Source organism: Micromonospora sp. BS32 (assembly GCF_059089345.1).
Window position 1 is genome coordinate 35,625 of the sequence record NZ_JBSSHR010000012.1, and the last position, 21,351, is coordinate 56,975.

Annotated in this window: 21 protein-coding genes and 1 riboswitch; of the genes, 11 read left to right on the plus strand and 10 right to left on the minus strand. The window is 70.4% G+C overall.

Features of this window, described 5'->3' with window-relative positions:
• Position 1: 1 nt before the first annotated feature.
• Positions 2-439 (minus strand): MerR family transcriptional regulator, encoded by a 438-nt coding sequence (locus tag AC5RWQ_RS18715; RefSeq protein ID WP_494283994.1) that lies wholly within the window; start codon positions 437-439, stop codon positions 2-4.
• 60 nt (positions 440-499) lie between these two features.
• Here AC5RWQ_RS18715 and AC5RWQ_RS18720 point away from each other — a divergent pair, with 60 nt between their 5' ends.
• The 4 genes from AC5RWQ_RS18720 to AC5RWQ_RS18735 all read left to right on the plus strand — a co-directional run bounded on the left by AC5RWQ_RS18720 (position 500) and on the right by AC5RWQ_RS18735 (position 4,516).
• Positions 500-1,261: a methyltransferase domain-containing protein gene (locus AC5RWQ_RS18720; RefSeq protein ID WP_494283995.1), complete on the plus strand. Its 762-nt coding sequence runs from the start codon at positions 500-502 to the stop codon at positions 1,259-1,261.
• A 123-nt stretch (positions 1,262-1,384) separates the two neighbouring features.
• A complete protein-coding gene (locus AC5RWQ_RS18725; RefSeq protein WP_494283996.1) occupies positions 1,385-2,149 on the plus strand; it encodes a DUF427 domain-containing protein in 765 nt (254 codons plus the stop codon).
• Between the two features lie 196 nt (positions 2,150-2,345).
• Positions 2,346-3,701, plus strand: a complete 1,356-nt coding sequence (locus tag AC5RWQ_RS18730; protein WP_494283997.1) for a hypothetical protein — start codon at positions 2,346-2,348, stop codon at positions 3,699-3,701.
• Positions 3,698-4,516, plus strand: a complete 819-nt coding sequence (locus AC5RWQ_RS18735; RefSeq protein ID WP_494283998.1) for a hypothetical protein — start codon at positions 3,698-3,700, stop codon at positions 4,514-4,516. The genes AC5RWQ_RS18730 and AC5RWQ_RS18735 overlap by 4 nt, the downstream gene beginning before the upstream one ends.
• A 386-nt stretch (positions 4,517-4,902) precedes the next feature.
• Here the strand turns inward: AC5RWQ_RS18735 and AC5RWQ_RS18740 are convergent, their stop codons facing one another.
• On the minus strand, positions 4,903-5,361 hold the full coding sequence (locus AC5RWQ_RS18740) for a hypothetical protein (RefSeq protein WP_494283999.1): 459 nt from the start codon (positions 5,359-5,361) through the stop codon (positions 4,903-4,905).
• Between the two features lie 84 nt (positions 5,362-5,445).
• Positions 5,446-6,486, minus strand: a complete 1,041-nt coding sequence (locus AC5RWQ_RS18745; RefSeq protein ID WP_494284000.1) for a glycerophosphodiester phosphodiesterase family protein — start codon at positions 6,484-6,486, stop codon at positions 5,446-5,448.
• A gap of 377 nt (positions 6,487-6,863) precedes the next feature.
• Here AC5RWQ_RS18745 and AC5RWQ_RS18750 point away from each other — a divergent pair, with 377 nt between their 5' ends.
• From AC5RWQ_RS18750 to AC5RWQ_RS18760, 3 genes are all read left to right on the plus strand, one after another.
• Entirely contained in the window at positions 6,864-7,568 is a 705-nt protein-coding gene (locus AC5RWQ_RS18750; RefSeq protein WP_494284001.1) for a VanZ family protein, read from the plus strand.
• A gap of 58 nt (positions 7,569-7,626) precedes the next feature.
• Complete coding sequence (locus AC5RWQ_RS18755) at positions 7,627-8,343, plus strand: response regulator transcription factor (protein WP_494284002.1); 717 nt, start codon at positions 7,627-7,629, stop codon at positions 8,341-8,343.
• Positions 8,344-8,434: 91 nt separating this feature from the next.
• Positions 8,435-9,415: a sensor histidine kinase gene (locus AC5RWQ_RS18760; RefSeq protein ID WP_494284134.1), complete on the plus strand. Its 981-nt coding sequence runs from the start codon at positions 8,435-8,437 to the stop codon at positions 9,413-9,415.
• Positions 9,416-9,474: 59 nt separating this feature from the next.
• On the opposite strand, the gene AC5RWQ_RS18765 is transcribed toward AC5RWQ_RS18760, so the two are convergent.
• The 3 genes from AC5RWQ_RS18765 to AC5RWQ_RS18775 all read right to left on the minus strand — a co-directional run bounded on the left by AC5RWQ_RS18765 (position 9,475) and on the right by AC5RWQ_RS18775 (position 12,257).
• Positions 9,475-10,563 carry a C40 family peptidase gene (locus AC5RWQ_RS18765; protein WP_494284135.1) on the minus strand — a complete coding sequence of 363 codons (1,089 nt, stop codon included), beginning with the start codon at positions 10,561-10,563 and terminating at the stop codon, positions 9,475-9,477.
• Positions 10,564-10,613: 50 nt separating this feature from the next.
• A riboswitch (cyclic di-AMP (ydaO/yuaA leader) is annotated at positions 10,614-10,764 on the minus strand.
• A gap of 304 nt (positions 10,765-11,068) precedes the next feature.
• Positions 11,069-11,833: an SDR family oxidoreductase gene (locus AC5RWQ_RS18770; RefSeq protein WP_494284003.1), complete on the minus strand. Its 765-nt coding sequence runs from the start codon at positions 11,831-11,833 to the stop codon at positions 11,069-11,071.
• Positions 11,834-11,936: 103 nt separating this feature from the next.
• Entirely contained in the window at positions 11,937-12,257 is a 321-nt protein-coding gene (locus AC5RWQ_RS18775; RefSeq protein ID WP_494284004.1) for a GYD domain-containing protein, read from the minus strand.
• A 208-nt stretch (positions 12,258-12,465) separates the two neighbouring features.
• On the opposite strand from AC5RWQ_RS18775, the gene AC5RWQ_RS18780 reads away from it, so the two are divergent.
• Both AC5RWQ_RS18780 and AC5RWQ_RS18785 read left to right on the plus strand, forming a co-directional pair.
• The gene (locus tag AC5RWQ_RS18780; protein ID WP_494284005.1) at positions 12,466-13,776 is read left to right on the plus strand and encodes an AAA domain-containing protein; all 1,311 of its coding nucleotides are present in this window, start codon (positions 12,466-12,468) and stop codon (positions 13,774-13,776) included.
• A 64-nt stretch (positions 13,777-13,840) separates the two neighbouring features.
• A complete protein-coding gene (locus AC5RWQ_RS18785; RefSeq protein ID WP_494284006.1) occupies positions 13,841-14,230 on the plus strand; it encodes a GIY-YIG nuclease family protein in 390 nt (129 codons plus the stop codon).
• A 130-nt stretch (positions 14,231-14,360) separates the two neighbouring features.
• Here the strand turns inward: AC5RWQ_RS18785 and AC5RWQ_RS18790 are convergent, their stop codons facing one another.
• Entirely contained in the window at positions 14,361-15,395 is a 1,035-nt protein-coding gene (locus AC5RWQ_RS18790) for a DUF6461 domain-containing protein (RefSeq protein ID WP_494284007.1), read from the minus strand.
• A 92-nt stretch (positions 15,396-15,487) separates the two neighbouring features.
• On the opposite strand from AC5RWQ_RS18790, the gene AC5RWQ_RS18795 reads away from it, so the two are divergent.
• On the plus strand, positions 15,488-15,988 hold the full coding sequence (locus AC5RWQ_RS18795) for a GNAT family N-acetyltransferase (protein WP_494284008.1): 501 nt from the start codon (positions 15,488-15,490) through the stop codon (positions 15,986-15,988).
• Here AC5RWQ_RS18795 and AC5RWQ_RS18800 read toward each other — a convergent pair.
• Complete coding sequence (locus tag AC5RWQ_RS18800) at positions 15,903-17,501, minus strand: NAD(P)/FAD-dependent oxidoreductase (protein ID WP_494284009.1); 1,599 nt, start codon at positions 17,499-17,501, stop codon at positions 15,903-15,905. The genes AC5RWQ_RS18795 and AC5RWQ_RS18800 overlap by 86 nt on opposite strands.
• Before the next feature lie 208 nt (positions 17,502-17,709).
• On the opposite strand from AC5RWQ_RS18800, the gene AC5RWQ_RS18805 reads away from it, so the two are divergent.
• The gene (locus AC5RWQ_RS18805) at positions 17,710-18,972 is read left to right on the plus strand and encodes a hypothetical protein (protein WP_494284010.1); all 1,263 of its coding nucleotides are present in this window, start codon (positions 17,710-17,712) and stop codon (positions 18,970-18,972) included.
• Positions 18,973-19,026: 54 nt separating this feature from the next.
• Here the strand turns inward: AC5RWQ_RS18805 and AC5RWQ_RS18810 are convergent, their stop codons facing one another.
• Together AC5RWQ_RS18810 and AC5RWQ_RS18815 are read right to left on the minus strand one after the other, a co-directional pair.
• Positions 19,027-19,878: an aldo/keto reductase gene (locus AC5RWQ_RS18810; protein ID WP_494284011.1), complete on the minus strand. Its 852-nt coding sequence runs from the start codon at positions 19,876-19,878 to the stop codon at positions 19,027-19,029.
• 256 nt (positions 19,879-20,134) lie between these two features.
• Entirely contained in the window at positions 20,135-21,316 is a 1,182-nt protein-coding gene (locus AC5RWQ_RS18815) for an endonuclease (RefSeq protein WP_494284012.1), read from the minus strand.
• Positions 21,317-21,351 lie beyond the last annotated feature (35 nt).

Sequence of the window (21,351 nt, forward strand, 5' to 3'; positions counted from 1 at the left end):
GTCAGCCATGGTCCAGGGACTCTGCCAGATCCACCCCGTCCAGCCGGTCCAGCACCGTGGCCTGGAAGTGGGGGCAGGACTGATAGTCCGGCTGCCGGCACCGCAACGCGTGTTCCAGCATCGTCTGCGACAGCGTCAGCCGGGCGATGCGCTGCCGGACCTGCGACAGCTGGGCACGCAGCACCTCCCGCCGCCGGCCCCGGTCCGGGGCGGTGAACAGCTCCCGCAACTGCTCCAGACTGAATCCGGCGTCCTTGCCCAGCAGGATCTCCGCCACCCGGGTCACATGCGCTGGCCCGTACACCCGCCTCCCCGCCACCCGCCGCGCCGGGGACAGCAACCCCATGTCCTCCCAGTGCCGCAACACGTGCGTGGCCAGCCCGAAACGGGCCGCCAGCTCCCCGATCGAGTACTCCACCACCATCTCCCCGGAGTTCATGTTCGCCTTGATAGCAGCTGGGTTGACTTCAGGTCGACCTGAAGTCGCACTCTCAGGCGCATGAACGAGACGCACACCGCCCACACCGACACCGAAACGCTGGTCCGGCTACTCGACGCCGCGGAGACCATGCCCGCCGCCGCGCGGCTACGTGCACGCAGCTACCAGCTCCTGCGGCTACCCCCGGGCGCGACGGTGGTCGACGTCGGCTGTGGCACCGCACGCGCCGTCGCCGAACTGACCGAGCTTGGAGCCCACGCCATCGGCGTGGACCTCGACTCAGCCATGCTGGCAACCGCCCGCAGCCGGTTTCCCGACATCGACGTGCGCGTCGCCGACGCCACCGACCTGCCGCTGGGCGACGGACAGGCGCACGGGTACCGGGCGGACAAGCTTTACCACGTCCTGCCCGACCCGCCCGCCGCCCTGGCCGAAGCCCGCCGGATCCTCGCGCCCGGTGGCCGAATCGTGCTGCTCGGCCAGGACTGGGACACCCTGGTCATCGACTCCGACCATCCCGAACTGACCCGCCGCATCGTCCACGCCCGCGCCGACACCATTCCCCACCCACGCGCCGCTCGCGCCTACCGCAACCTGCTCCTCGACGCCGGCTTCCACGACGTCGACGTCGAGGTCCACACCGCGGTGTTCACCGACGCCACCATGCTGTCCATGCTCGTCGGGCACGCCACCGCCGCACACAAAACCGGCGCCATCAGCGGCGGCGAAGCCGAGAACTGGGTCAGCGAGCAGACCCGGCGCGCCCAGGACGAGCGGTTGCTGGTCGCCATCCCGATGTTCCTCGCCGCGGCCACCCGCTGAGCACACCGACGCGAGACCGGCGCCTGCACGGTGACAGGGCTACCCGGAAGAGCGGGCGTCCGATTCCGCTGGGCAGCCCTGATCGTTAGACCGGTACGCGATCTGCCAGCGCAGGAGGACACGGTGCCGGAGTATCCGAAGGCCATCGCCATGGTCGACCGTATGGAGCCGGTGCCCCGCCGGATCCGCGCCATCCTCGCCGGGGAGCAGGTGCTGGACACCACGCGGGCGCGGTACGTGTGGGAGTGGCCGTTCTACCCCCAGTACTACATCCCGATCGCCGACGTGGATCGCAGCCTGCTGGTTGATGAGCAGCGCACGGAGGAGTCGCGGCGCGGCACTGCGCGGCTGCACGGGCTGCGGTTGGGCGAGACGATCCGTCGGTCGTGCGGGCGGTGGTACGGCGACGACGCGCTGCCGGGGCTGGCGGACATGATCCGGTTCGACTGGGACGCCATGGACAGCTGGTTCGAGGAGGATGAGGAGGTTTTCGTGCACCCCCGCAACCCGTATGCCCGGGTGGACGCGCTGCGGTCCACCCGCAGCGTACGGGTGGAACGGGACGGGGTCGTCCTGGCCGAGTCGACGTCGCCCGTGCTCGTCTTCGAGACCGGTCTTCCGACGCGCTACTACCTCAACCGCACCGACGTGAACTTCCACCATCTCGTGCCGTCCGCGACGACGACCGCCTGCCCGTACAAGGGTCGGACCAGCGACTACTGGTCCGTCCGTGTCGACGGCGTCGTCCACCCGGACCTGGCCTGGTCGTACGCCTTTCCCACCGCGACGCTCCTGCCGATCGCCGGCCTGATCGCCTTCTACAACGAGAAGGTCGACCTGATCGTCGGCGGCGAGCGGCTCAGCCGACCAAAGACGCACTTCTCCTGACAGACGCCGCGCCGGTGCTACCGCCGCGCGGACGAACGAGACGCGACGCGGCCGAAGGTCGGGCCGCTGTCGGGCCAACACGGCGATCGGCTTGTCAGTGGTGTGGGCCGGGCGGTGAGGTACAGCGCCAGCAGCGAGTCCGGGACTAGGATCTCGCCTGGCCGCCGGTACGGCTGGCCGACACGGGGGAGGTGTCATGCGGCGTCGTCAACTGCTGGCGTCCGGGATGTTCGCGGCGATCGGGCTCAGTTCCGGGGAGCTACTGAGAGCATCGCCAGCTGCGGCGGAGACGGCGCCGCTGGAGAGCGTCGGTGTCCAGCTGCCGGTGGACGACCTGCGGGCGATCGAGCTCGACGAGGCGCGCGGCCGCCTGTACATCGCCCAGGGCGTCGGTGGCGGGCTGCCGCTGGTGGTGACCGACCTCGACGGCCGGCTGCTGTCCCGGGTCACCGCCGTCGCCGACATCTCCGACCTCGTCCTCAGCGACGACGGGCGCATCCTGTACGCGGCGCAGGGCTTCAACCGGATCGTCGCGTTGGACGCCGCCACGCTCACCATCATCGCCAGCTACCCCGCACCCGTCGGTGCCCACCTGTACACGGTCGAACCGACCGGCGGGAAGGTCGTCGGCGGGTTCATCGACGCCGGCCTCGGCTCCGGCGGCCTGCTGATCTGGTCCGCGCCCGGATCCCCGCCGGTGGTCTACACCGCGGGTCCCAACTACCACCCGATCATCGACGCCAGCCCCGGCGCGCCCGGTCTCCTCGTCGCCGGCGACACCGGGTATTCGCCGGTCACCACGTACGTCATCGACGTCTCCGGCGACAGCCCGACGATCGTCGGGCGGCGGGACTACACCGGCAGCAACCTCATCGACTACGCCGTGAGCCCGGACGGCACAGAGGTGGTGGAGACGGTCGGCCACCCGTACGAGCACCACTCGTACCGGCTGCCGGATCTCGCCGACGCCACGGTCTATCCCAGCGGCGTCTATCCGCAGGACGCCGCCTGGTCCGGGGACGGCTCCACCGTCGCCATCGGCCGCGCCTCGACCTCCTCCGGTGACGCCGATGTCTATCTCTACGGCAAGGGCAGCACGGTCCCGACGTACGCCGTCGACTTCCGCAGCGGCGACAGCCTCTGGGAGGGCACGCTGCTGGTCAACCGGGACGGCACCCGGGCCTGGGCGGTCACCTCGACCGACCCCTACCAGGAAACTCAGCTGCTGCACTCCTTCGGGCCGGCGCACCCGCCGAGGCCGCCGGTCACCGACCTGGCCGTCGCCGCCCAGGTCGGGAGCGGCAAGGACAAGCAGACCGCGCAGCTCACGGTGACCTGGAGTTCGCCGATCGGTGACGACAATTACTGGTGGATCACCGCGTCGACCAACGGCGGGGCCGAGCGGGAGTTGTGGCGCGGCAAGATGGACGCCAGCGGCAGATACACCCTCACCTACTCGCTGCCTCGCGGCACCACCACCTTCACGGTCCGGTACCGCGACTACTACCAGTTCTACCCAGACGGCTACGCGACCGCGACGCTGCAGCGATGAGCGCACCGGTCCGGCGGCGCGGTCCGCTCCTCCGCTACGGGGTACTGGCGCTGCTGCTCGCCACCGGTCCTGTCGGCTGCGCCGGATCCGGTGCTGCCGGAGCCGACACCGTCTGGGCCACCCCGGTGCCCACCGTCGCGGCGACCGCCACCACCGGGGCGGCGGCGACGAGTGCCGCCGCGGGGGTGACCCCCACGCCGAGCAACCTGCCCGAGAGCGCCTTTCCGACGCCCAAGCCGCGCCCGTCGGCGACAGCGCGGGCCGGCTCGGCCGCCGCCCCGCCGCCGGCCCCGGCCGTCAGGGCCACCCCGGCCCCGGATTTCCCCCGCGGCTACACCCTGCTGTCGCAGACCTGCGCCCTCCAGGTCGGCCAGCAGGTGTACGTCTCGCGCAGCGGCAAGACGAAGGGAAACTTCCGCTTCTGCACCCAGCGGCTGCGCAAGAACGACACGGGCGGCTACTACATCAACCCGTACGTCTTCGTCGAGCCCTTCTTCTACGACGGCGGCCGATGGATTCCGGACTCGCGTGAGCCGCTGAGCCTGACCATCACCTGCCGGGTCAGCCACGCCGGCGAGCAGGACTACTCCCTCACCGCCACCTCACCGAGCGGGAACGGGCCCGGGCACACCGCCTCCTGCGGCCGGCTGGTGCCGCACGCGGTCACCCCGACGACGGGCAGCGATGCCTACACGATCCGATTCAGCGGATACACCTCGGGCGGATACTACGGAGTGCTCGCCTTCGACACCGAAGTGCATTTCCCGGGCGCCGGCAAGCCGACCCCGGAGCAGCAGGTGACCGTGCCCGGCTGACGTCAGCTACAGGCTCCTTCCCGATGCGCGCGGAGCTTCTCCTTGTCCGGCCAGTCCGCGCGGCGAACTGGCCGCCGGAGCTCCTTACCATCGAGCTCCTTGTAATGGCGCGACACCAGCTCGTGCCCCTTCTACTGGTTAGCCACGTGTGGAAGCACGGTGCTGCGCCCGGCCATCGCCCAGTACAGCGGGAACGGAACCGTCTTCGGCTGGGAGACGTTCTACTGGAAACGGAAGCACGATGGGCACCTGGCCCAGGCGGCGGCGATGGGTCTAATCTTCCTGGGCGTCTCCACGCTCGCACTGACGATCATCCTGCCCGCTGTGCGGACCCTGGCCGATCGGCTCGCGTGGGCCGTTGGGGCGGGGATGGACCGATCAACCCATCAGCCCTGTTTGCCGCTCGCCGCACGGCCTGCCAAGGCCGCCTCGAGGTTGCCGGACATGACCGACAGGATCCGGACGGTCTCGGCGTACTGCTCGCGAGTGAGTCCGCGCAGCAGCAGCCGCCGCGTCTCGCCGACCCGGTCAGCCGCCGTCCCGTGTGCCACGCGGCCCTGCTCGGTCAGGGTGAGCGCGTCGCCGTCGTACCTCACCCATCCGCGCGGGACCAGGCCTTCATCGCCATCCAGGACCACGTCGAGTCGGGGTACGCCATCCGGCCAGAACGGTGCGAGCGCCTGCTCGATTTGCGTGCGGCTCTGCGCCGCACCGGAAAGCAGGTTCAAGATCTGCCACTGCCGGCGGTCGAGACCGAGGTCACCCAGGGTCGCGTCGAACTGCTCCTCGATCAGGTTGTGCAGGTGCTTGAGCCAGTAGCCGATCGGCTTGTCCATGCCGCTCACAACCGTCTCCTCCCGGGCAAGCCCTTCCACCACCCCTCACCCGCCGTCACGCTCGAGCAGCGAGCTTCCTGGCTGGCGGGGAGGTTAACGGTTGGCGCAGGGGTCGATGCCGGGGGAGCCGGGGCGGGCGATGCCACGCTCGTTGAGGATCCGCTCCAACAGCGTTGGCCACGATGACATCAGCCCGTCCGCGCATGCGTCGATGAGCTTGTTGTAGGTGGGCTCGTCCTCCGGGGCGGTGCCGCTGAACCAGACGTGGACTGCATACCCGTCGGCGTGGGCGCGGGCGATGAAGGCCGGGGTGGCGACCGGAATGCCCTGGAACTGTACCGGCACCTGAAGGGCGACCGTGCCGTCGATCGGCGGCACGCCGGCGAGGAAATAGTTGGTCAGCCCCGCCATGCCGGGTGCCAGCGCAACCTCCGGCGCCAGCCGGTGGAACTCCGCTACCGCGAGATCGTTGAATGAGGTCACGATCATGTTCTGGGTCCGGTGGGTCTGCTTCAGCAGCGTGGCGAGCAACCGCGCGTTGTGCAGGAAGGACTCGGTGTCGGCGTCGTTGGTGCCCTTGATCTCGATGCTGATCGGCACGTCCCGGAACGTGGTGAGCACCTGGTGCAGCGACGGGATCGAGAAGTCGTTGGCCTGGTAGCCCCGTGGTGGCTTCCGGTCGTGGGTCCGGATGCCCCGCAACGGGTACGACTCCGGCGGCAGCCCGGGCACGGCGTTCTGGCCCGGCACGAAGTTGTACGCCGCGTCCAGCCTGCGTACCTCGCGGTATGGCATGTCCCGGATCAACCCGGTCCCGTTGGTGGTGCGGTCGACCGTCGCGTCGTGGATCGCCACCAGTACGTCGTCGGCGGTCGAGTGCACGTCCATCTCCAGCATGTCGGCGCCGGTGGCGACCGCACGCCGGTACGCGTACATGGTGTTCGACGGTGCCTCGCTCTCGCCGCCCTGATGCGCGATGTGCAGGAACCGGCTGTCGAGCCAGGGGTTGCGTGAGTCACCGGGTTGGGAGGTAGCGCCGGCCTGGGCGGGGCTGCCCGGGGCGACAATGAGGGCCAGCATGGTCAACGCGGTCATCGTGGCGGCGGCGATGCGCCTGAATAGTCCTGAGGTCATACCCTCGCACCCTCGTGAGGTCGGGCAAACCCTGAGGTCCGGGAACTGCGCCCGATAGACGAAATGTGGATTAACGTCCTCGCTGCAGCGAGCCGTTACATCGTGATCGTGGGCGGTTGAGCTGGCAAGTGGGACGGGCGCGTCGATGCTCCGGATAGGACACGAACGCGGCTACGCTGCTCTATCAAGATCATGGCGCTTTCCGCGGCGGGTTGTTGAGCGGCGTGGACGGGACGGAAGTCCGTCGATGTCGACGGCCGGCTGCGGGCTCTGGTCGCGGCAGAGGTGCCGGGCGACGACGCCGGGGATTCCGTGTATCGCGGACGTATCCAAAATCGCATACGCCACCGCAACGGCCCTCCGTTTCTAATGGGGGCGTGAACCACAGCGCATCCCTGTCAGCACCGCCTCGCCGCACGCGCAGGATCGTGCTTGTCAGCCTGGCGATCCTGGGCGTGGCGAGCGTCGCGTTCGCCGTGCGGCGGCCGCTCATGATGTCCGCTCCGAGGTGCATGGCCGGGCGGTGGCACGGCTGCTTCGACACGTTCAACGGTGTGCTGCTCATGATGCTGGTCGCGCTGCCGTTGGCCGCTCTGGTGGTGTGGGCTCTGGCGCGCCGTCGGCGTGCCGCCGGCGTCACATCGGCGTGGCGGATGTCGCTGGCCGAGGTGGGCATGGTCCACGGGACGGTGCCGTTCGTATGGATGACCATGATGCCGGGCCTTGGGGCCGGCATCGTCCCCGGCCGGGTGAGTCTGGTCCCGCTGCGGGACCTGGTCACGATGGGGCCGGTCGGGATCGTCGGCAACCTGCTGGTCTTCGCGGCGCTGGGGTTCTTCGCTCCGATGCGGTTCGCGGCGCTGGCGTCCGTGCCGCGGATCCTGGCGCTCGGGGCAGGCTGCTCGGTTCTGGTCGAAACCGCACAGTACGTCCTGCGGCTGGACCGGGTGTCCTCCGTGGATGACGTACTGGTCAACGCCGCCGGCGCCGTGCTGGCCGGGCTGGCGTCGCGCCACTGGTGGCGCACGACGGCGGAGGTGCCGTCGGACCAGCCTCGCCGCGCGCCGGCATCGGCAGACTGAGGCGCGTATCCGGTATGCACACGTCGGCGATAGTTTGTGCTGACAATAGGCTTCAGGAATGCGCGTACTGATCGTGGAGGACGAGCCCTACCTGGCCGAAGCGGTCCGTGACGGTCTGCGGCTGGAGGCGATTGCCGCCGACATCGCCGGCGACGGCGACTCCGCCCTGGAACTGCTCAGCGTCAACTCCTACGACCTCGCGGTCCTCGACCGCGACATCCCCGGCCCCTCCGGCGACGAGGTCGCCCGGCGCATCGTCGCCTCCGGCAGCGGCATCCCGATCCTCATGCTCACCGCTGCCGACCGGATCGACGACAAGGCTTCCGGGTTCGAGCTCGGCGCCGACGACTACCTCACCAAACCGTTCGAGCTGCGGGAACTCGTCCTGCGGCTGAGGGCGCTCGACCGCAGACGCGCGTACGCCCGGCCGCCGGTCCGCGAGATCGCGGGCCTGCGGCTCGACCCCTTCCGCCGGGAGGTCTTCCGCGACGAACGCTACGTCGCGCTCACCCGCAAGCAGTTCGCCGTGCTGGAAGTCCTCGTCGCCGCCGAGGGCGGGGTCGTCAGCGCCGAAAAGCTGCTGGAACGGGCCTGGGACGAGAACGCCAACCCCCTCACCAACGCCGTGCGCATCACCGTCTCCGCACTGCGCAAACGGCTCGGCGAGCCATGGATCATCGCCACCGTGCCCGGCGTCGGCTACCGGATCGACACCGGTATGAACACCATCGCCCCTGGCAGGGACACCACCGCCCCCGGCAGTACGCATGCATAGACGCCCAGGGCTCAGCGCCCGACTGAAACTCACCCTCAGCTACGCCGGGTTCCTCGCCGTCGCCGGCGCTCTCCTGCTGGCCGTGGTGTGGATGTTCCTGCTGCGCTACGTACCCGACACCTCCCAGGGCCTTCTCGGGATCTCGCCGAACCGCTACCTCCTCATCCACACCTTCGCCCCCGCCGCGGCCGTGGCGATGGTCTTCCTGCTCGTGTTCGGGCTCGTCGGGGGATGGATCCTCGCCGGCCGGATGCTCGCACCACTCACACAGATCACGGATGCGGCACGGATGGCCGGGAGGGGGTCGCTGTCCCACCGGATTCGCATGAAGGGCCGCCAGGACGAATTCCGTGAACTCTCCGACGCGTTCGACTCGATGCTCGAACAACTCGAGTCCCACGTCGCCGAGCAGCAGAGGTTCGCCGCGAACGCCTCCCACGAACTGCGCACCCCGCTGGCGATCTCGCGGACACTGCTCGACGTCGCCCGCCAGGACCCCACGCGGGCCCGGGGCGAACTCATCGAACGCCTGCACACCGTCAATCAGCGGGCGATCGATCTCACCGAGGCCCTTCTGCTGCTCAGCCGCGGCGACCGCGGAAACTTCACCCGCGAGAGCGTCGACCTCTCCCTCATCGCCGAAGAAGCCGCCGAAACGCTGCTTCCCCTCGCCGAACAGCGCCGGATCACGCTGGACGTCACCGGCGGGGCGGCCCAGACCAGCGGCTCCGCCGAACTCCTGTCGCGGATGGTGACGAACCTCGTCCAGAACGCCATCGTCCACAACCTCCCCGCCGGCGGCACCGTGACGGTCCACACCGAGGCGCACGGCGACACGAGCGTGCTGCGGGTCGAGAACACGGGTCGTCGGCTCCCACCGGAACTGGTACCGACCCTCACCGAACCCTTCCAGCGCGGAACGGAACGCGTACGCACCGACGAACACGCCGGCGTCGGCCTCGGCCTGGCCATCGTGCACAGCATCGTCCGCGCCCACGACGGGACCCTCGACCTCGTCCCCAGCCCCGTCGGCGGTCTCCTCGTCACGGTCCGGCTTCCCGGCACGCCGTAGGCATCGTCCCCGACCGGGCCCCGTTCAGGTGGAGAACCTGCGGCTCCGGACCGGACGGGTCAGCCGGGGCGGCGAGCACCGCTGTACTCCATATTCGCCAGCTGAGCCATTCGGACCACGTCCCCGGTGTGCGGGGCGTGGACGATCAGCCCGTTGCCGACGTAGATGCCCATGTGATGGTGATCGGCGTAGAAGAAGACGAGGTCACCTGTGCGAAGGTTCGCTCTGCTCACCGCCACACCTGCGGTCCATTGAGAACCTGTGTAATGGTCCAGCTGCACCCCGGCGGAAGCCCACGCGTACTGGGTCAGCCCGGAGCAGTCGAACGAGTCGGGTCCGTTGGCCGCCCACACGTACGGCTCGCCGATCTGATTGCACGCGGTTTTCGCCGCGACGCCGCCGCTGCCCGTGCTGGGGACGGCGGGACACTTCCCACCGATGAACAGCGAACTGGTCGACGTGATGGGTGAGGTGCTGCTCGTGGTAGCGGCTGTCTGCGCGGCGGCTGCGGCTCTGGCCGCTGCGGCGTCCGCGGCCGCCTTGGCCGCTGCCGCCGTCTCCGTGGCGGCGATCTGTCTGTGTAGTGCATCCAACCGCTTGATCTCGGCGTCGATGGCCTTCTTGCGGGCCGCCAACTGGGCCTGCTGGCGCTTCTGTATCGCGATCAGGGCGTCGACCTTCTCCTTGTCGGCGTTGTAGGTCGCCTGCTGGGCCGACAGCCGGGTGACCTGTCGCTGCTCCGAATCTGCCACCTGATTCACGAGCGCGAGCTGATCCCCCAACGCCGTCGGCGACGAGCCGCGGGACAGCAGGGCGTTGAATGTGGAAAGCGACCTTTCCTGCTTGTAGTACCCCGCCACAATCTCCTGGACCTGGGTCCTGCTGACCTCCACCGACTTGGCGAGCGGCTCGATCCTCCGGCTCAGTTCGGCCGATCTGCGCTGGTTCGCGGCCAGTTCCGTCCGGACCTTGTTGTACTGCTCGATGACGGGTTCGAGCTTTTGCCACGCCGCATCGATCTGCTGCTGCACATCGGCGGCCGACGGTGCGGCGTGGGCGTGGGCCGCTGGCCCGACGGCCACCAGGGCCGCCGCCGCGACGGCGAGGATTCTGGTGAACAGCCGCGGTCTGGCGGGCCGGGTGCGCACGGGTGGCAACGGGTTCGGCTCCTTCCACTCGAGGCCGACGCACCCCACGGTGCACCGACCTCGACCGCCTGCCGGGTTAGCTGACGGGTTCGGGCGTGGAAGGCGCCCTACCGCTGATGCGGATTCACCCCGAAACCTGCGGTGGTTCCCCGGCTCGCCTGGCGACGCCAGTGACGTCCAGCGACTCGGCGGTGGCCGTCCCGGGGTACTCCAGGTGGAGACCGACATCCGGAACGGACGCTGACCCACATTAGTGAGGACGGCCCAAAGAAATCAACGAGCCGGCGACGCCAATTCACTACGCTGTCAGGCGGGCACATTGGGTGCCGGAAATTATGCGTACGTAAGGCTCCGCTAATCGAATTCTTAATCTTCCCTAATGTTGACCCTCAACCTGCGCACTGATTTCCTGCAGTAACCCTCACGTGACGCTTAACCGTTTTCCCGACGTCGTGGCGGCTCCATCGTCCCGTGAGCGGCCACCCGTCGCCGGGGCTGGCCGAAACTACTCCCCGTGGGGGTCGGACGCGTTGAGCATCGCGACGACCTGGTCGTAGTTACCGCGCGCTTCGCCGTAGCGGAGGAACTTCACCCGCTCGACCTGGATCTCCTTCGCGTCGGGCTGTGACTCGAGCAGCCCGACGACCTCCGCCACGAACTCGTCCAGCGGCATCCCGTACTCGCTCGTCTCCTGTCCGGGCAGCAGCGCGGTGCGGACGGCCGGCGGTTCGAGCTCCACGACCTTCACGGTCGTGTCCGCGAGCTGCAGCCGGATCGACTCGCTGAGCATGTGGATCGCGGCCTTCGACGCGTTGTAGCTCGGGGTGATCTTGAGCGGCGCGAACGCGAGGCCCGAGGAGACGGTGATGATGGTGGCGTCCGGCTGCGCCTGCAGGTGTTCGATGAACGCGGCGATGAGGCGGATCGGGCCGAGCACGTTGGTCGTCAGCACCGCCTCGGCCGAGGCGAGGAACGATTCCGGCTTGTGCCAGTCCTCGATGCGCATAATGCCGGCCATCGTGACCAGGACATTGAGGTCCGGGTGCTTCGCCAGCACCTCCTTCGCGGCGGCGTCGATGCTCGCGGCGCTCGCGGTGTCGATCGCCACGGTGTCGATGTCGGGGTGCTCCGCGGCGATCTGCTCGAGCAGGTCGGTGCGCCGGCCGCCGACGATGACCGTGTTGCCCTTGGCCCGCAGCTCGAGCGCGAGGGCGAGCCCGATCCCGCTCGTGGAGCCGGGGATGAAGATGGTGTTTCCGGAAATGTTCATGCGCCGAGCTTCGCCGATCGTCCGGCATCGGGGGCAGAGACCGGTTATCCGGGGATCCGCAAACCCTGGTTCGCGCCCGCGTGCTTCGACCGCCGCCAGCGGATCATTGGCCGGGAGGCTCGTACCCGACCTTGGTCCGGGTCGCCTCGTCGACCTCCTCCGCGGTCAGGAGGGGGGTTATCCGCGTCTCCAGACCGCCCGCCGCCCGGATGGCGATCGCCATGCCGGCCGCCGTCTGGTGGTTCGGCAGCTCGCACACCACGTAGGTGTCGTGCTCGTCGAACCCGAAGTACATCGACTCCATCCGGCCGCCGAGGCTCTCGATCATCGCCCGGACGGCCTCGGCGCGCTTCGTCCCGCCGTCCTTGCTCAGTCCCTTGAGCCCCTCGACGGTGTAGGACGACTTGAGCAGGAATTTGGCCATTTGGGGATCACCTCTCCGATGTTCGGCACCCGCCGCCGCGCCGGTTCCCGACCGCGCGGCACCGCACGAGCTCGCTCGGACCAGCCGGCTGACGGCCGCGGGTACCCGTTGCCGCGCCGGCTAGTCGTCGCCGGCGCCACGATCGGATGACGCTCAGGTGGGCGGAACAGCTGCCGGTAATGTGCGGGGCGCCTGGGAGGAGGGGCCGATGCTGGGGCTGGAGCTGCCACCCGCCGTCGAGGCGGAGCGCGTGATCACCGCCGTACTCGCCGACCTGCGCTCCGGCGCCCACCGCGGCGTGGTGGTCGACTCCCCGCCCGGCGCCGGCAAGTCCACCCTCGTCGTGCGAGCCGCCGTCGAGCTGGCCACCGCCGGCGAACCGGTGATCATCATCGCGCAGACCAACGAGCAGGTCGACGACCTCATCGACCGGCTCGCCCGCAAGGCCCCCGAGCTGCGCATCGGCCGGCTCTCCGCCGCCGACTACCGGCCCTCGGAGCGGGTGAAGGGCCACGAGACGGTCCGGGTCGTCGCGAAGGTCGCCGACCTCGGTGGTCCGGCCGTCGTCCTCGGTACGGCCGCGAAGTGGGCCACCGTCACCGAGGGCTCGTGGCCGTGGGCGATCGTCGACGAGGCGTACCAGATGCGCTCGGACGCCCTGCTGCGCGTGGCCGGCAGGTTCGAACGGGCGCTGTTCGTGGGTGATCCCGGGCAGCTCGACCCGTTCTCGACGGTCGAGACCGTGCGCTGGACGGGCCTGACCTGGGATCCGATGCAGTCGGCGGTGGCGGTGCTGCTGCGGCACAACCCCGACCTGCCGGTGCACCGGCTGCCGGTGTCGTGGCGGCTGCCCGCCTCGGCGGCGCCGGTGGTCGCGGCGGCGTTCTACCCGTTCACCGGCTTCCGCGCCGGCACCGGACCTGACGACCGGGCGCTGGCGTTCACCGGGCCCGGCCCGGGTGACGCCGTGGACGCGGCGGTGGAGTTGGCCGCCACCTCCGGCTGGGCGCTCTACGAGCTGCCGGCCCGGCACACCCTGCGTACCGACGCCGAGGCCGCCGCGGCTTGCGCGGCGCTGGCCCTGCGGGTGCTGCGCCGGGGCGCGGTCGCGGTCTCCGAGCACGCGCCGGCCGGCGCGCCGGTCACCGCCGACCGGATCGCCGTCGGGGCCGCCCACCGCGACCAGGTCGCGGCCATCCGCGCCCACCTCGGCGAGGCCGGCGCAGGCATCACCGTGGACACCGCCAACCGGCTCCAGGGCCGCGAGTACGACGTGACGATCGTGCTGCACCCGCTCTCCGGCCGGCGCGACGCCACCGCGTTCCACCTGGAGTCGGGGCGGCTCTGCGTGCTGGCGTCCCGGCACCGGCACGCCTGCGTGGTGGTGGCCCGGGCGGGGATCGGCGAACTGCTGGACGCACACCCGTCGACCGAGACGGTGCACCTCGACGTGCCGGTGAAGTTCCCGGACGGCTGGGCCGCCAACCAGACCATCCTCGCCCACCTCGGTGGCACCTGACCGTTGAGAACGCGGGACCCGGCAGGGGCTGCCGGACAGGGCCGGTGATCGGTAACGTCCGGGGATGACCGAGCTCACCCATGAGGATCTGCTGGCGGGCTTCACCGTCTCCCGCCCGTACACGATGGATGTCGTCGCGGACGCGCCCCGCGCGGCCGGTGTGCACATGGTGGTCGCCGGCGACACGGTCATCTACGTGGGGCGGACCGACAACCTGCGCGACCGGCTGCGCCAGCACCTGACCGGCAGCCGTGCCTCCTCGGTGCTGCACGACCAGGTCGGTCAGCTGCTCGACCGGTCCGGTCCGGTCGCCTCGGCCGCCGACATCGCCAGTTGGCTCGGCCGGTGCATCGTCCGCTGGCGGGAGAGCGACAATCCGGAGGCGGACGAGGATGCGCTGGTCAAGGCGTTGCAGCCGCGCTTCAACCCAAAGGTCCCCAAGCCCCGCAACTGACAGGGGCCTCCCGGCCGGCGTGATTCGTTTACGCCATCAAGTCTGTAGCGAGCGCAAGAGGCCCCCGCCCCCTGGTCAGGAGGTTTGGTCGCCGAACTCGCCGACCCCGTCCCAGGTCAGCGTGAGCAGCTCATCCGGCCGGGACGCGGAGCGCGCGGGCGTGGCACCGGTCCAGGACGAGGCGCACTACCCCCGCGTCCCCGCTCAGGATGTAGCCCCCGGTGGAGATGAGTTCCCGGGCGGCCCGCGCGGGGTCGTCGTCCAGCGCGTTCCGTACGCCCTGGGTGGCGTGCAGCCGCATGAGGTCCTGCGCGTTCCGCGGGCGCTCCCCCTGCGCCGCCTCGACCAGGGCGTCCATCCGACGCCGCACCTCGGTGGCGTCGGCCCGGCCACCGTCCGCGCGCTCGGCCAGCAGCGCCAGCGCGTCCCGGACCGCCGGCTCGCCCCCGATCCCGCCCTGCTCGGCGAGCAGCCTGGCGAGCAGGGCGGTGACACCGGGCAGCTTGTCCCGGGTCGGTTCGGCGACCACTGCCCGCACGAACGGGTCGTCGAGCGCCGGATGGCCCACCATGTCCTCGGGCACCAGGTCCTCCGGGACCGAGGTCAGCAACACCCGGCGGAACACCCGACCGAAGATCTCCTCGTCCAGCCGGATGCCGGTGAACCGTTCGGCGAGCGCCAGCCCCGCCCAGCCACCCTGGCCGAACTCGAAGGGCAGGCCGGACATCAGGTCGCCCAGCGCCTCCGGCTCCGGCCCCCACCGCCGTTCGGCGTCCCACAGGTCGAAGCTCACCACCGGCCGGCCCCGCTCCCGGTAGGTGAACTGGGCGGCCGCGTGCACGCACCAGTAGACGCTGACCGCGGGGCCACCCGCCGACGCGGCCCGCATCACCTCCGGGCGGCTGCCCTGGAAGCCGTTGTCCTCGATCCCGACCAGCCATTCCCCGACCCGGGTGACCAGCAGGACCATCGGCAGGTCGCCGGGCCGCAGCAGGTGGGGGTCACGGGGCGGCCGGTCCGCGGTGCGGGCCGGGTCCCCGCCGAACGCGCGGATGAACGCGTCCTCGTCGATACCCCGGGCGTACGTCACGCACATCGCGTCCTGGCGGCCGCCGGCGTAGCGGGCCAGCAGGCCTCGGTAGTGGCTGCTCTCCTCGTGGCTCACCAGAGGGATTCTGGCCCGAAGTGGACCGGCGCGTGACCCCGGACCGTCGGCGCCGGTTGCTTGACTGGGCGACCACGACGGGGCGGGGACAGATGACCGAGGTGCGCATCGCGCGGTGGGACGATGATGACCTGGAGCTGCTGCGCCGGCTCAACGCGCCGGAGATCCGCCAGCACACCGGCGGCGCGGAGACCGATGTGCTGGTGCTCGCCCGACACGAGCGCTACCTGAATGGGCCCGGCCCCGGCAGCGGCCACATGTTCGCCGTCGTGCTGCCCGACGGGGCGAAGGTCGGCACCGTCGGCTACTGGGAACGGGTCTGGCGCGACGAGCCGGTCTACGAGATGGGCTGGGCGATCCTCACCGACTACCAGGGGCGGGGCCTGGCCACCGCCGCCGTGCGGGCGGTGGTGGCCGAGGCCCGCGCGGAGGGCCGGCGCCGGGGGGCACACGCGTACCCGTCGGTGGACAACCCCGCCTCCAACGCGGTCTGCCGCAAGGCCGGCTTCACCCTGCTCGGCCCGACCGACTTCGAGTACCCGCCGGGCCGGCTGATGCGCTCCAACGACTGGCGGATCGCCCTGACCGACTGACCACGGGGTCGGCGGGAGCGGTCCCGGCGGCGGCTGTCACGGTGCGGGCCGGCACGATCGGCGCGTCGCGGCCGGTGCCTCGCCGACCGGCCCGGTCGCCGGTCTCCTCGTGGTAGTCCTGTTCGACGTTGACCGACCAGACGTCGTGGCCCGCGCCGTGGACGATGTTCTCGGCGGTGAGCATGGCCGTCATCATCGAGTGGTCCTGGTTGTTGTAGCGGTGCATCCCGTTGCGCCCGACGGGGTGCACGTTGGGCAGCTCCCGGGCCAGCCAGGCCCGGATCGTGTCGACGTTGTGCTGGTACCGGTCGTCGTAGACCGGGTAGGCCTTCGGCATCCGCACCACGTACCCGCTCTGCACGGCGCCCGGCCGGATCAGGCCGAGCTGTTGCAGCTCGGCGGTCGCCAGGGCCACCAGCTGCTCGTCCGGGGTCCGCCACGTCTCGTCGTCCTCGAAGACGAAGTACTCCAGCCCGAGGCAGGTCCGGCCGTCCTTCACCAGGTACGGCGACCAGGAGCCGAAGTTCTGGATCCGGCCCACCCGTACGGCCGGATCGTGCACGTAGATCCAGTTGTCCGGGAACGAGAACTCCTCCGGCACCACCAGCGCCACGGTGAGGAAGTCGCGGTACCGCAGGTCGGCGGCGCAGGCCAGCACCTCGGGCGGTGCCGCCGGCCGGATCGCGGCCACCAGCTCGGAGATCGGCATCGAGGAGATCACGTGGTCGGCGGGGAGCCGGCGCTCGCCGCCCACCCCGTCGACGGTGACCGCCACGGCCCGCCCGTCCTCCCGGTGCACCGCGGTCACCCAGGTGCCGAGGGTGACCTCGCCGCCGCGCCGACGGATCTCCTCGGTGCAGCGCTCCCACATCATGCCCGGGCCCAACCGGGGGTACTGGAACTCCTCGATGAGGCTGGTGACGTCCTTGCGGTTGCGCTTCGGCAGCAGGGCGTTGAGCACCGCCTTCGACAGCGACAGGTTCTTGATCCGTTGCGCGGCCCAGTCGGCCTGCAACTGATCGGCCGGCATTCCCCAGACCTTCTCGGTGTAGGTCTTGAAGAAGATCGAGTACAGCCGCCAGCCGAAGCGCGCCGACACCCAGCCCTCGAAGTGGGACTGGTCGCGGGGCGGGCGCAGCCGGGCCCGCGCGTACGAGCCCATGCACCGGGTCGCCTCCCGCAGCCCCAGGTTGCGCAGCGCGTTACCGGCATTGAGCGGGTAGTCGTAGAGCGCCCCCCGGTAGTAGATCCGGCTCATCCGGGGACGCAGCAGGAACTCCTCGTCGGGCAGCACCTCGTGCCAGAACTCCTCGACCCGGGGCACCTTGGTGAAGAACCGGTGCCCGCCGATGTCGAACCGCCAGCCGTCCCGCTCGACGGTGCGGCTGATGCCCCCCACCACGTCGTCGGCTTCGAGGACCCGCACGCTCGCGCCGTGCCGCAGCAGCTCGTACGCGGCGGTCAGCCCCGCCGGGCCGGCGCCGATGACCACCGTGCCGTGACGCTCGTCCATGCGTGTGCCGCCCCCTGCCCTCGGGTCTCTCCGGAGAGGCGCGGTTACCCCTTCTCCGCGCCGTCTCACGTCCGGTGTCCGGGAATCTGCCGTACCGCTGGTCCGTCCGCGTGCCGAGGTGTCATCCGGCGCAGGCGGGGGATGCCGGGCGCCTGGCTCGCGGCCCGCCCGGCCGGCCACGGGCCCGGACCCGAACCGAGGAAGCTTCATGACCAGCAGGCCGCGGGATTCCGCGCCCGAGCCGCAGGCGCCCGCCCCCGACCCGGCGGCCGTCCCGGACCGCGCGCCGACGCCGTGGCAGCGGGCCCGGATACTGCTCGACCGGGTGCCCGACCGCTGGCGGTACGCGCTCGCGCTGTTCGCCGGCGCGAAGATCGTCCTCACCGTCGTCGGTCTGATCGCCCTCACCGCCTGGGACGGGGTGCCCGGCGCGCCGCCCGCCGACGAGGCGGGCATGCGCGCCGACCAGCAGGCGATCTCGTCGTACCGCTGGCTCTCCCTCTGGTTCGCCTGGGACGGCCTGCTCTACAACCACCTGGCCCGGTTGCCCCTGCACGGTCCCTGGAACGACTTCGGCTTCCCACTGCTGTATCCGTTCCTCGCCCGGCCGGTGGCGGTCCTGCTCGGCGGCGACACCGCGATGGCGCTGCTGCTGATCAGCAACGTCGCGTTCCTGCTCACGCTGTACTACGCGCTGGCGCTGGGCCGGACGCTGCTCGGCGACGACGCCGCGGCGCGCCGGTTCACCCGCTACCTGGTCCTGCTGCCGACGGCGTTCCTGTTCCAGGCGGCGCTGACCGAGTCGCTGTTCCTCTGCCTGACGCTGGCCTGTTTCCACTACGCCGAGCAGCGGCGCTGGCTGCTCGTCGGGGTGCTGGGCTATTTCCTCGGGCTCAGCCGCTCGGTGGGGTTCCTCGTCGCCGTGCCGCTCGCCCTGGTCCTGCTCCGCCAGCACCGCTACCGGCTCGACCCGCGCAGTCTCGTGGGCTACCTCCGGGCGGGCTGGCCGTTGGCGCTGATCCCGGCCGGCTGGCTCACCTTCATGGCCTTCTGCCGGTGGAAGGGTGGGGACTGGTTCGCCTACAAGCACGTCCAGGAGAAGAACTGGGGCATCGGCATCCAGAACCCGTTCTGGGTGATCTGGCACGGCCTCACCGGCGGCGACGGCCGGGACGCCGTACGGGTGTGGTTCGCCGTCGTCGTAATGGCGATCGTGGTCGCCGGATTCCGGTGGATCGGGCTGCCCTATGTCGTCTACGGCGTGCTGCTGGTGCTGGCGCCGCTGTCGATGGGGCCGCCGGTGTACAAGAGCCTGCTGCGCTACCTGCTGGCCGCCTTCCCGGTCTGCCTGGTCCTGGCCCGCTGGGCGCGCAACGCCGGTAGGGACGCCTGGCTGAGCGCCGGTCTGGGCCTGGTGCAGGGTGCGATGTTCGTGATCTGGCTGGCCTACTGGACGCACTTCATCATCTGACCGGCACGCGACGAGGGGCCCGCCGTCGGGCGGGCCCCATCGTCGCGGTGCGGGTCAGCTCGGGACGTAGTCGAAGGTGTCGGGGTTCGGGCCCTGCCGCCCGGCCTCGCCCTTGTCCAGCCCGTTGATCCGGTCCATCGTCGCGTCGTCCAGCTCGAAGTCGAAGATGTGGAAGTTCTCCTCGATCCGCTTCGGGGTGGTCGACTTCGGGAAGACGATGTCGCCGCGCTGCACGTGCCAGCGCAGCACCACCTGAGCGGGGGTGCGGCCCACCTCGTTGGCGATGTCGACGATCGTCGGGTCGTCGAGCACCTTGCCCTGCGCAATCGGCGACCACGCCTCGGTCGGGATGTTGTGCGCCCTGCCGTACGCGCGCACCTCCTCGTTGCCGAAGTACGGGTGCACCTCGATCTGGTTCACCGCCGGTACCACGTCCGCCTCGGCGGCCAGCCGCTCCAGGTGCGCGACCTGGAAGTTCGACACCCCGATCGACTTCACCCGCCCGTCGCGCTGGAACTCCTCCAGCGCCTTCCAGGTGGAGACGAAGTCCCCGTCGTAGAGGGTCGGCAGCGGCCAGTGGATCAGGAACAGGTCGAGGTAGTCGAACTTCAGCGCGGACAGGGTGGAGTCGAACGCCTTGCGGGCGTCCTCCGGCCGGTGGAAGCCGTTGTTCAGCTTGCTGGTCACGAAGACCTGGTCGCGGTCGATGCCGGAGGTGCGGATCGCCTCGCCGACCTCGGCCTCGTTGCCGTACATCTCGGCGGTGTCGATGTGCCGGTAGCCGATCTCCAGCGCGGTGCGGACCGCCTCGACGGTGTCCTTCGGCTCGATCTGGAACACCCCGAAGCCGAGCTGGGGGATGGTGTTGCCGTCGTTGAGGCTGATGTCGGGAATCGTGTTCGCCATATTGGCTGTCTCTCCCATCGTCAGGGGCGCCCGGTCCACCGCCGGAAGCGTTCCCACGGCTCGTGCCGAGCGCCTGTCACCCTCCTGTCCTACCCGTTCGGGTGCCGCCGTCACGGTGCGTCGGGGGTGATCTGGGACAACCGGGGGTCCCCCGCGCGGGGGGCCCCCGCCCGCCCCCCCCGGGGGTCACCCCCCCAATGCCGGCGACCGGCCGGTTAGCCCGGGGGGGGTCGCCCGCGCCGGCGACCCCGGGTGGTCAGCCCCAGATGGCGGTGGCCCACTCCGGGTGGTCGACGAACGGGTTGCGGTTGCCCTGCCAGCGCTCGTAGATGCGCTGGTTGCGGCGCTGCTCGAAAGCGTCCGGCGGGTCCAGCTTGTTCCAGGACAGCAGCACCGACTGGCGGCCCAGGTAGGGCGCGGTGCCGTTGCTGACGGAGTTGTTCATCTCCAGGTCGGGCCAGCCGTCGTCGCCCTCGTACCGGACCGCCATGTACATGATCATGCGGGCCACGTCGCCCTTGACCGCGTTGCGCGGCTCGAACGAGTCGGCGTCGGTGTAACAGCCGGGCGCCTCGCCGACCGCGCTGCCGCCGGCGTCGAAGTCCTTGTTGCCGCGCAGCGAGTTGACCGAGACGTCCTCCGGGCGCAGGTGGTGCACGTCGGTGCCCGGGCCCGTGGTGGTGCCGAAGTCGCCGTGCGACTTGGCCCAGACGTGCTCCCGGTTCCAGTCGTCGACGCCGCCGCCGTTGCTGGTCTTGCTCTGCGAGCGCCAGGTGTAGAGCAGGAGGACGTTGTTGGCGTTGGCCGGGTCCTGGTCGGTGTCCTTGAGCGCCTCCCAGACCTGGTCGTAGGAGAGCTTCGTCTGGCTCCGGATGATCGTGTGCAGCGAACTGCGCAGCGCGGTGCCCGTCTTGCCGACCGCGGAGGCGTAGTACGTCGAGTCGTACGGGCCGGTGGTCGCGGTGGCGGTCGGGCTCGGCGAGGGCGACGGGGACGTGCCGCCGAGGCTCATCGCGGTGGGGTCCTTCAGGCCGCCGTGGCTGAAGTACGCGGTCAGCGTCCCGGTGGCGGTGACCTGCCTGCCGCGCAGCGAAGGGTTGGTGAGCAGCCCGAAGCTGCTCCGGTAGGCGGTGGTGACCTGGACGTAGAGCATCCGACCGGTGCCGGTCTCGGCCGCGCTGTCGGCGATGGCGATCGCGGTGTCGGCGGTGAAGTTGCTGGTGATCACGGTGGTCGACGCGGTCGGCTGGCCGATGACGTACCCGGTGACGGTGGCCGTCCGGCCGTCCTGGGCGGCGAGGGCCTGCGCCACGGTCAGCGTGGTCGCCGCCGACGCGGAGGTCGCGGCGATGGCAACCGAGGCCATCAGCGTGACGGCGACCGCGAACGCCGCGCTCAGCCGGCCGGGTCGCGGACGGCGGATGCTCTGTTGATTCATGGTTGCCGATGTTAACGGGACGATGGTGGCCAGCG

Excerpts from the sequence above, each read along its gene's own strand:
- AC5RWQ_RS18780 (WP_494284005.1), top strand. The coding sequence starts at position 12,466 with ATGCTGGGGCTGGAGCTGCCACCCGCCGTCGAGGCGGAGCGCGTGATC.
- AC5RWQ_RS18745 (WP_494284000.1), bottom strand. The coding sequence starts at position 6,486 with ATGACCTCAGGACTATTCAGGCGCATCGCCGCCGCCACGATGACCGCG.
- AC5RWQ_RS18805 (WP_494284010.1), top strand. The coding sequence starts at position 17,710 with ATGACCAGCAGGCCGCGGGATTCCGCGCCCGAGCCGCAGGCGCCCGCC.
- AC5RWQ_RS18795 (WP_494284008.1), top strand. The coding sequence starts at position 15,488 with ATGACCGAGGTGCGCATCGCGCGGTGGGACGATGATGACCTGGAGCTG.
- AC5RWQ_RS18715 (WP_494283994.1), bottom strand. The coding sequence starts at position 439 with ATGAACTCCGGGGAGATGGTGGTGGAGTACTCGATCGGGGAGCTGGCG.
- AC5RWQ_RS18770 (WP_494284003.1), bottom strand. The coding sequence starts at position 11,833 with ATGAACATTTCCGGAAACACCATCTTCATCCCCGGCTCCACGAGCGGG.
- AC5RWQ_RS18735 (WP_494283998.1), top strand. The coding sequence starts at position 3,698 with ATGAGCGCACCGGTCCGGCGGCGCGGTCCGCTCCTCCGCTACGGGGTA.
- AC5RWQ_RS18785 (WP_494284006.1), top strand. The coding sequence starts at position 13,841 with ATGACCGAGCTCACCCATGAGGATCTGCTGGCGGGCTTCACCGTCTCC.
- AC5RWQ_RS18720 (WP_494283995.1), top strand. The coding sequence starts at position 500 with ATGAACGAGACGCACACCGCCCACACCGACACCGAAACGCTGGTCCGG.
- AC5RWQ_RS18730 (WP_494283997.1), top strand. The coding sequence starts at position 2,346 with ATGCGGCGTCGTCAACTGCTGGCGTCCGGGATGTTCGCGGCGATCGGG.
- AC5RWQ_RS18810 (WP_494284011.1), bottom strand. The coding sequence starts at position 19,878 with ATGGCGAACACGATTCCCGACATCAGCCTCAACGACGGCAACACCATC.
- AC5RWQ_RS18775 (WP_494284004.1), bottom strand. The coding sequence starts at position 12,257 with ATGGCCAAATTCCTGCTCAAGTCGTCCTACACCGTCGAGGGGCTCAAG.
- AC5RWQ_RS18760 (WP_494284134.1), top strand. The coding sequence starts at position 8,435 with ATGTTCCTGCTGCGCTACGTACCCGACACCTCCCAGGGCCTTCTCGGG.
- AC5RWQ_RS18815 (WP_494284012.1), bottom strand. The coding sequence starts at position 21,316 with ATGAATCAACAGAGCATCCGCCGTCCGCGACCCGGCCGGCTGAGCGCG.
- AC5RWQ_RS18800 (WP_494284009.1), bottom strand. The coding sequence starts at position 17,501 with ATGGACGAGCGTCACGGCACGGTGGTCATCGGCGCCGGCCCGGCGGGG.
- AC5RWQ_RS18755 (WP_494284002.1), top strand. The coding sequence starts at position 7,627 with ATGCGCGTACTGATCGTGGAGGACGAGCCCTACCTGGCCGAAGCGGTC.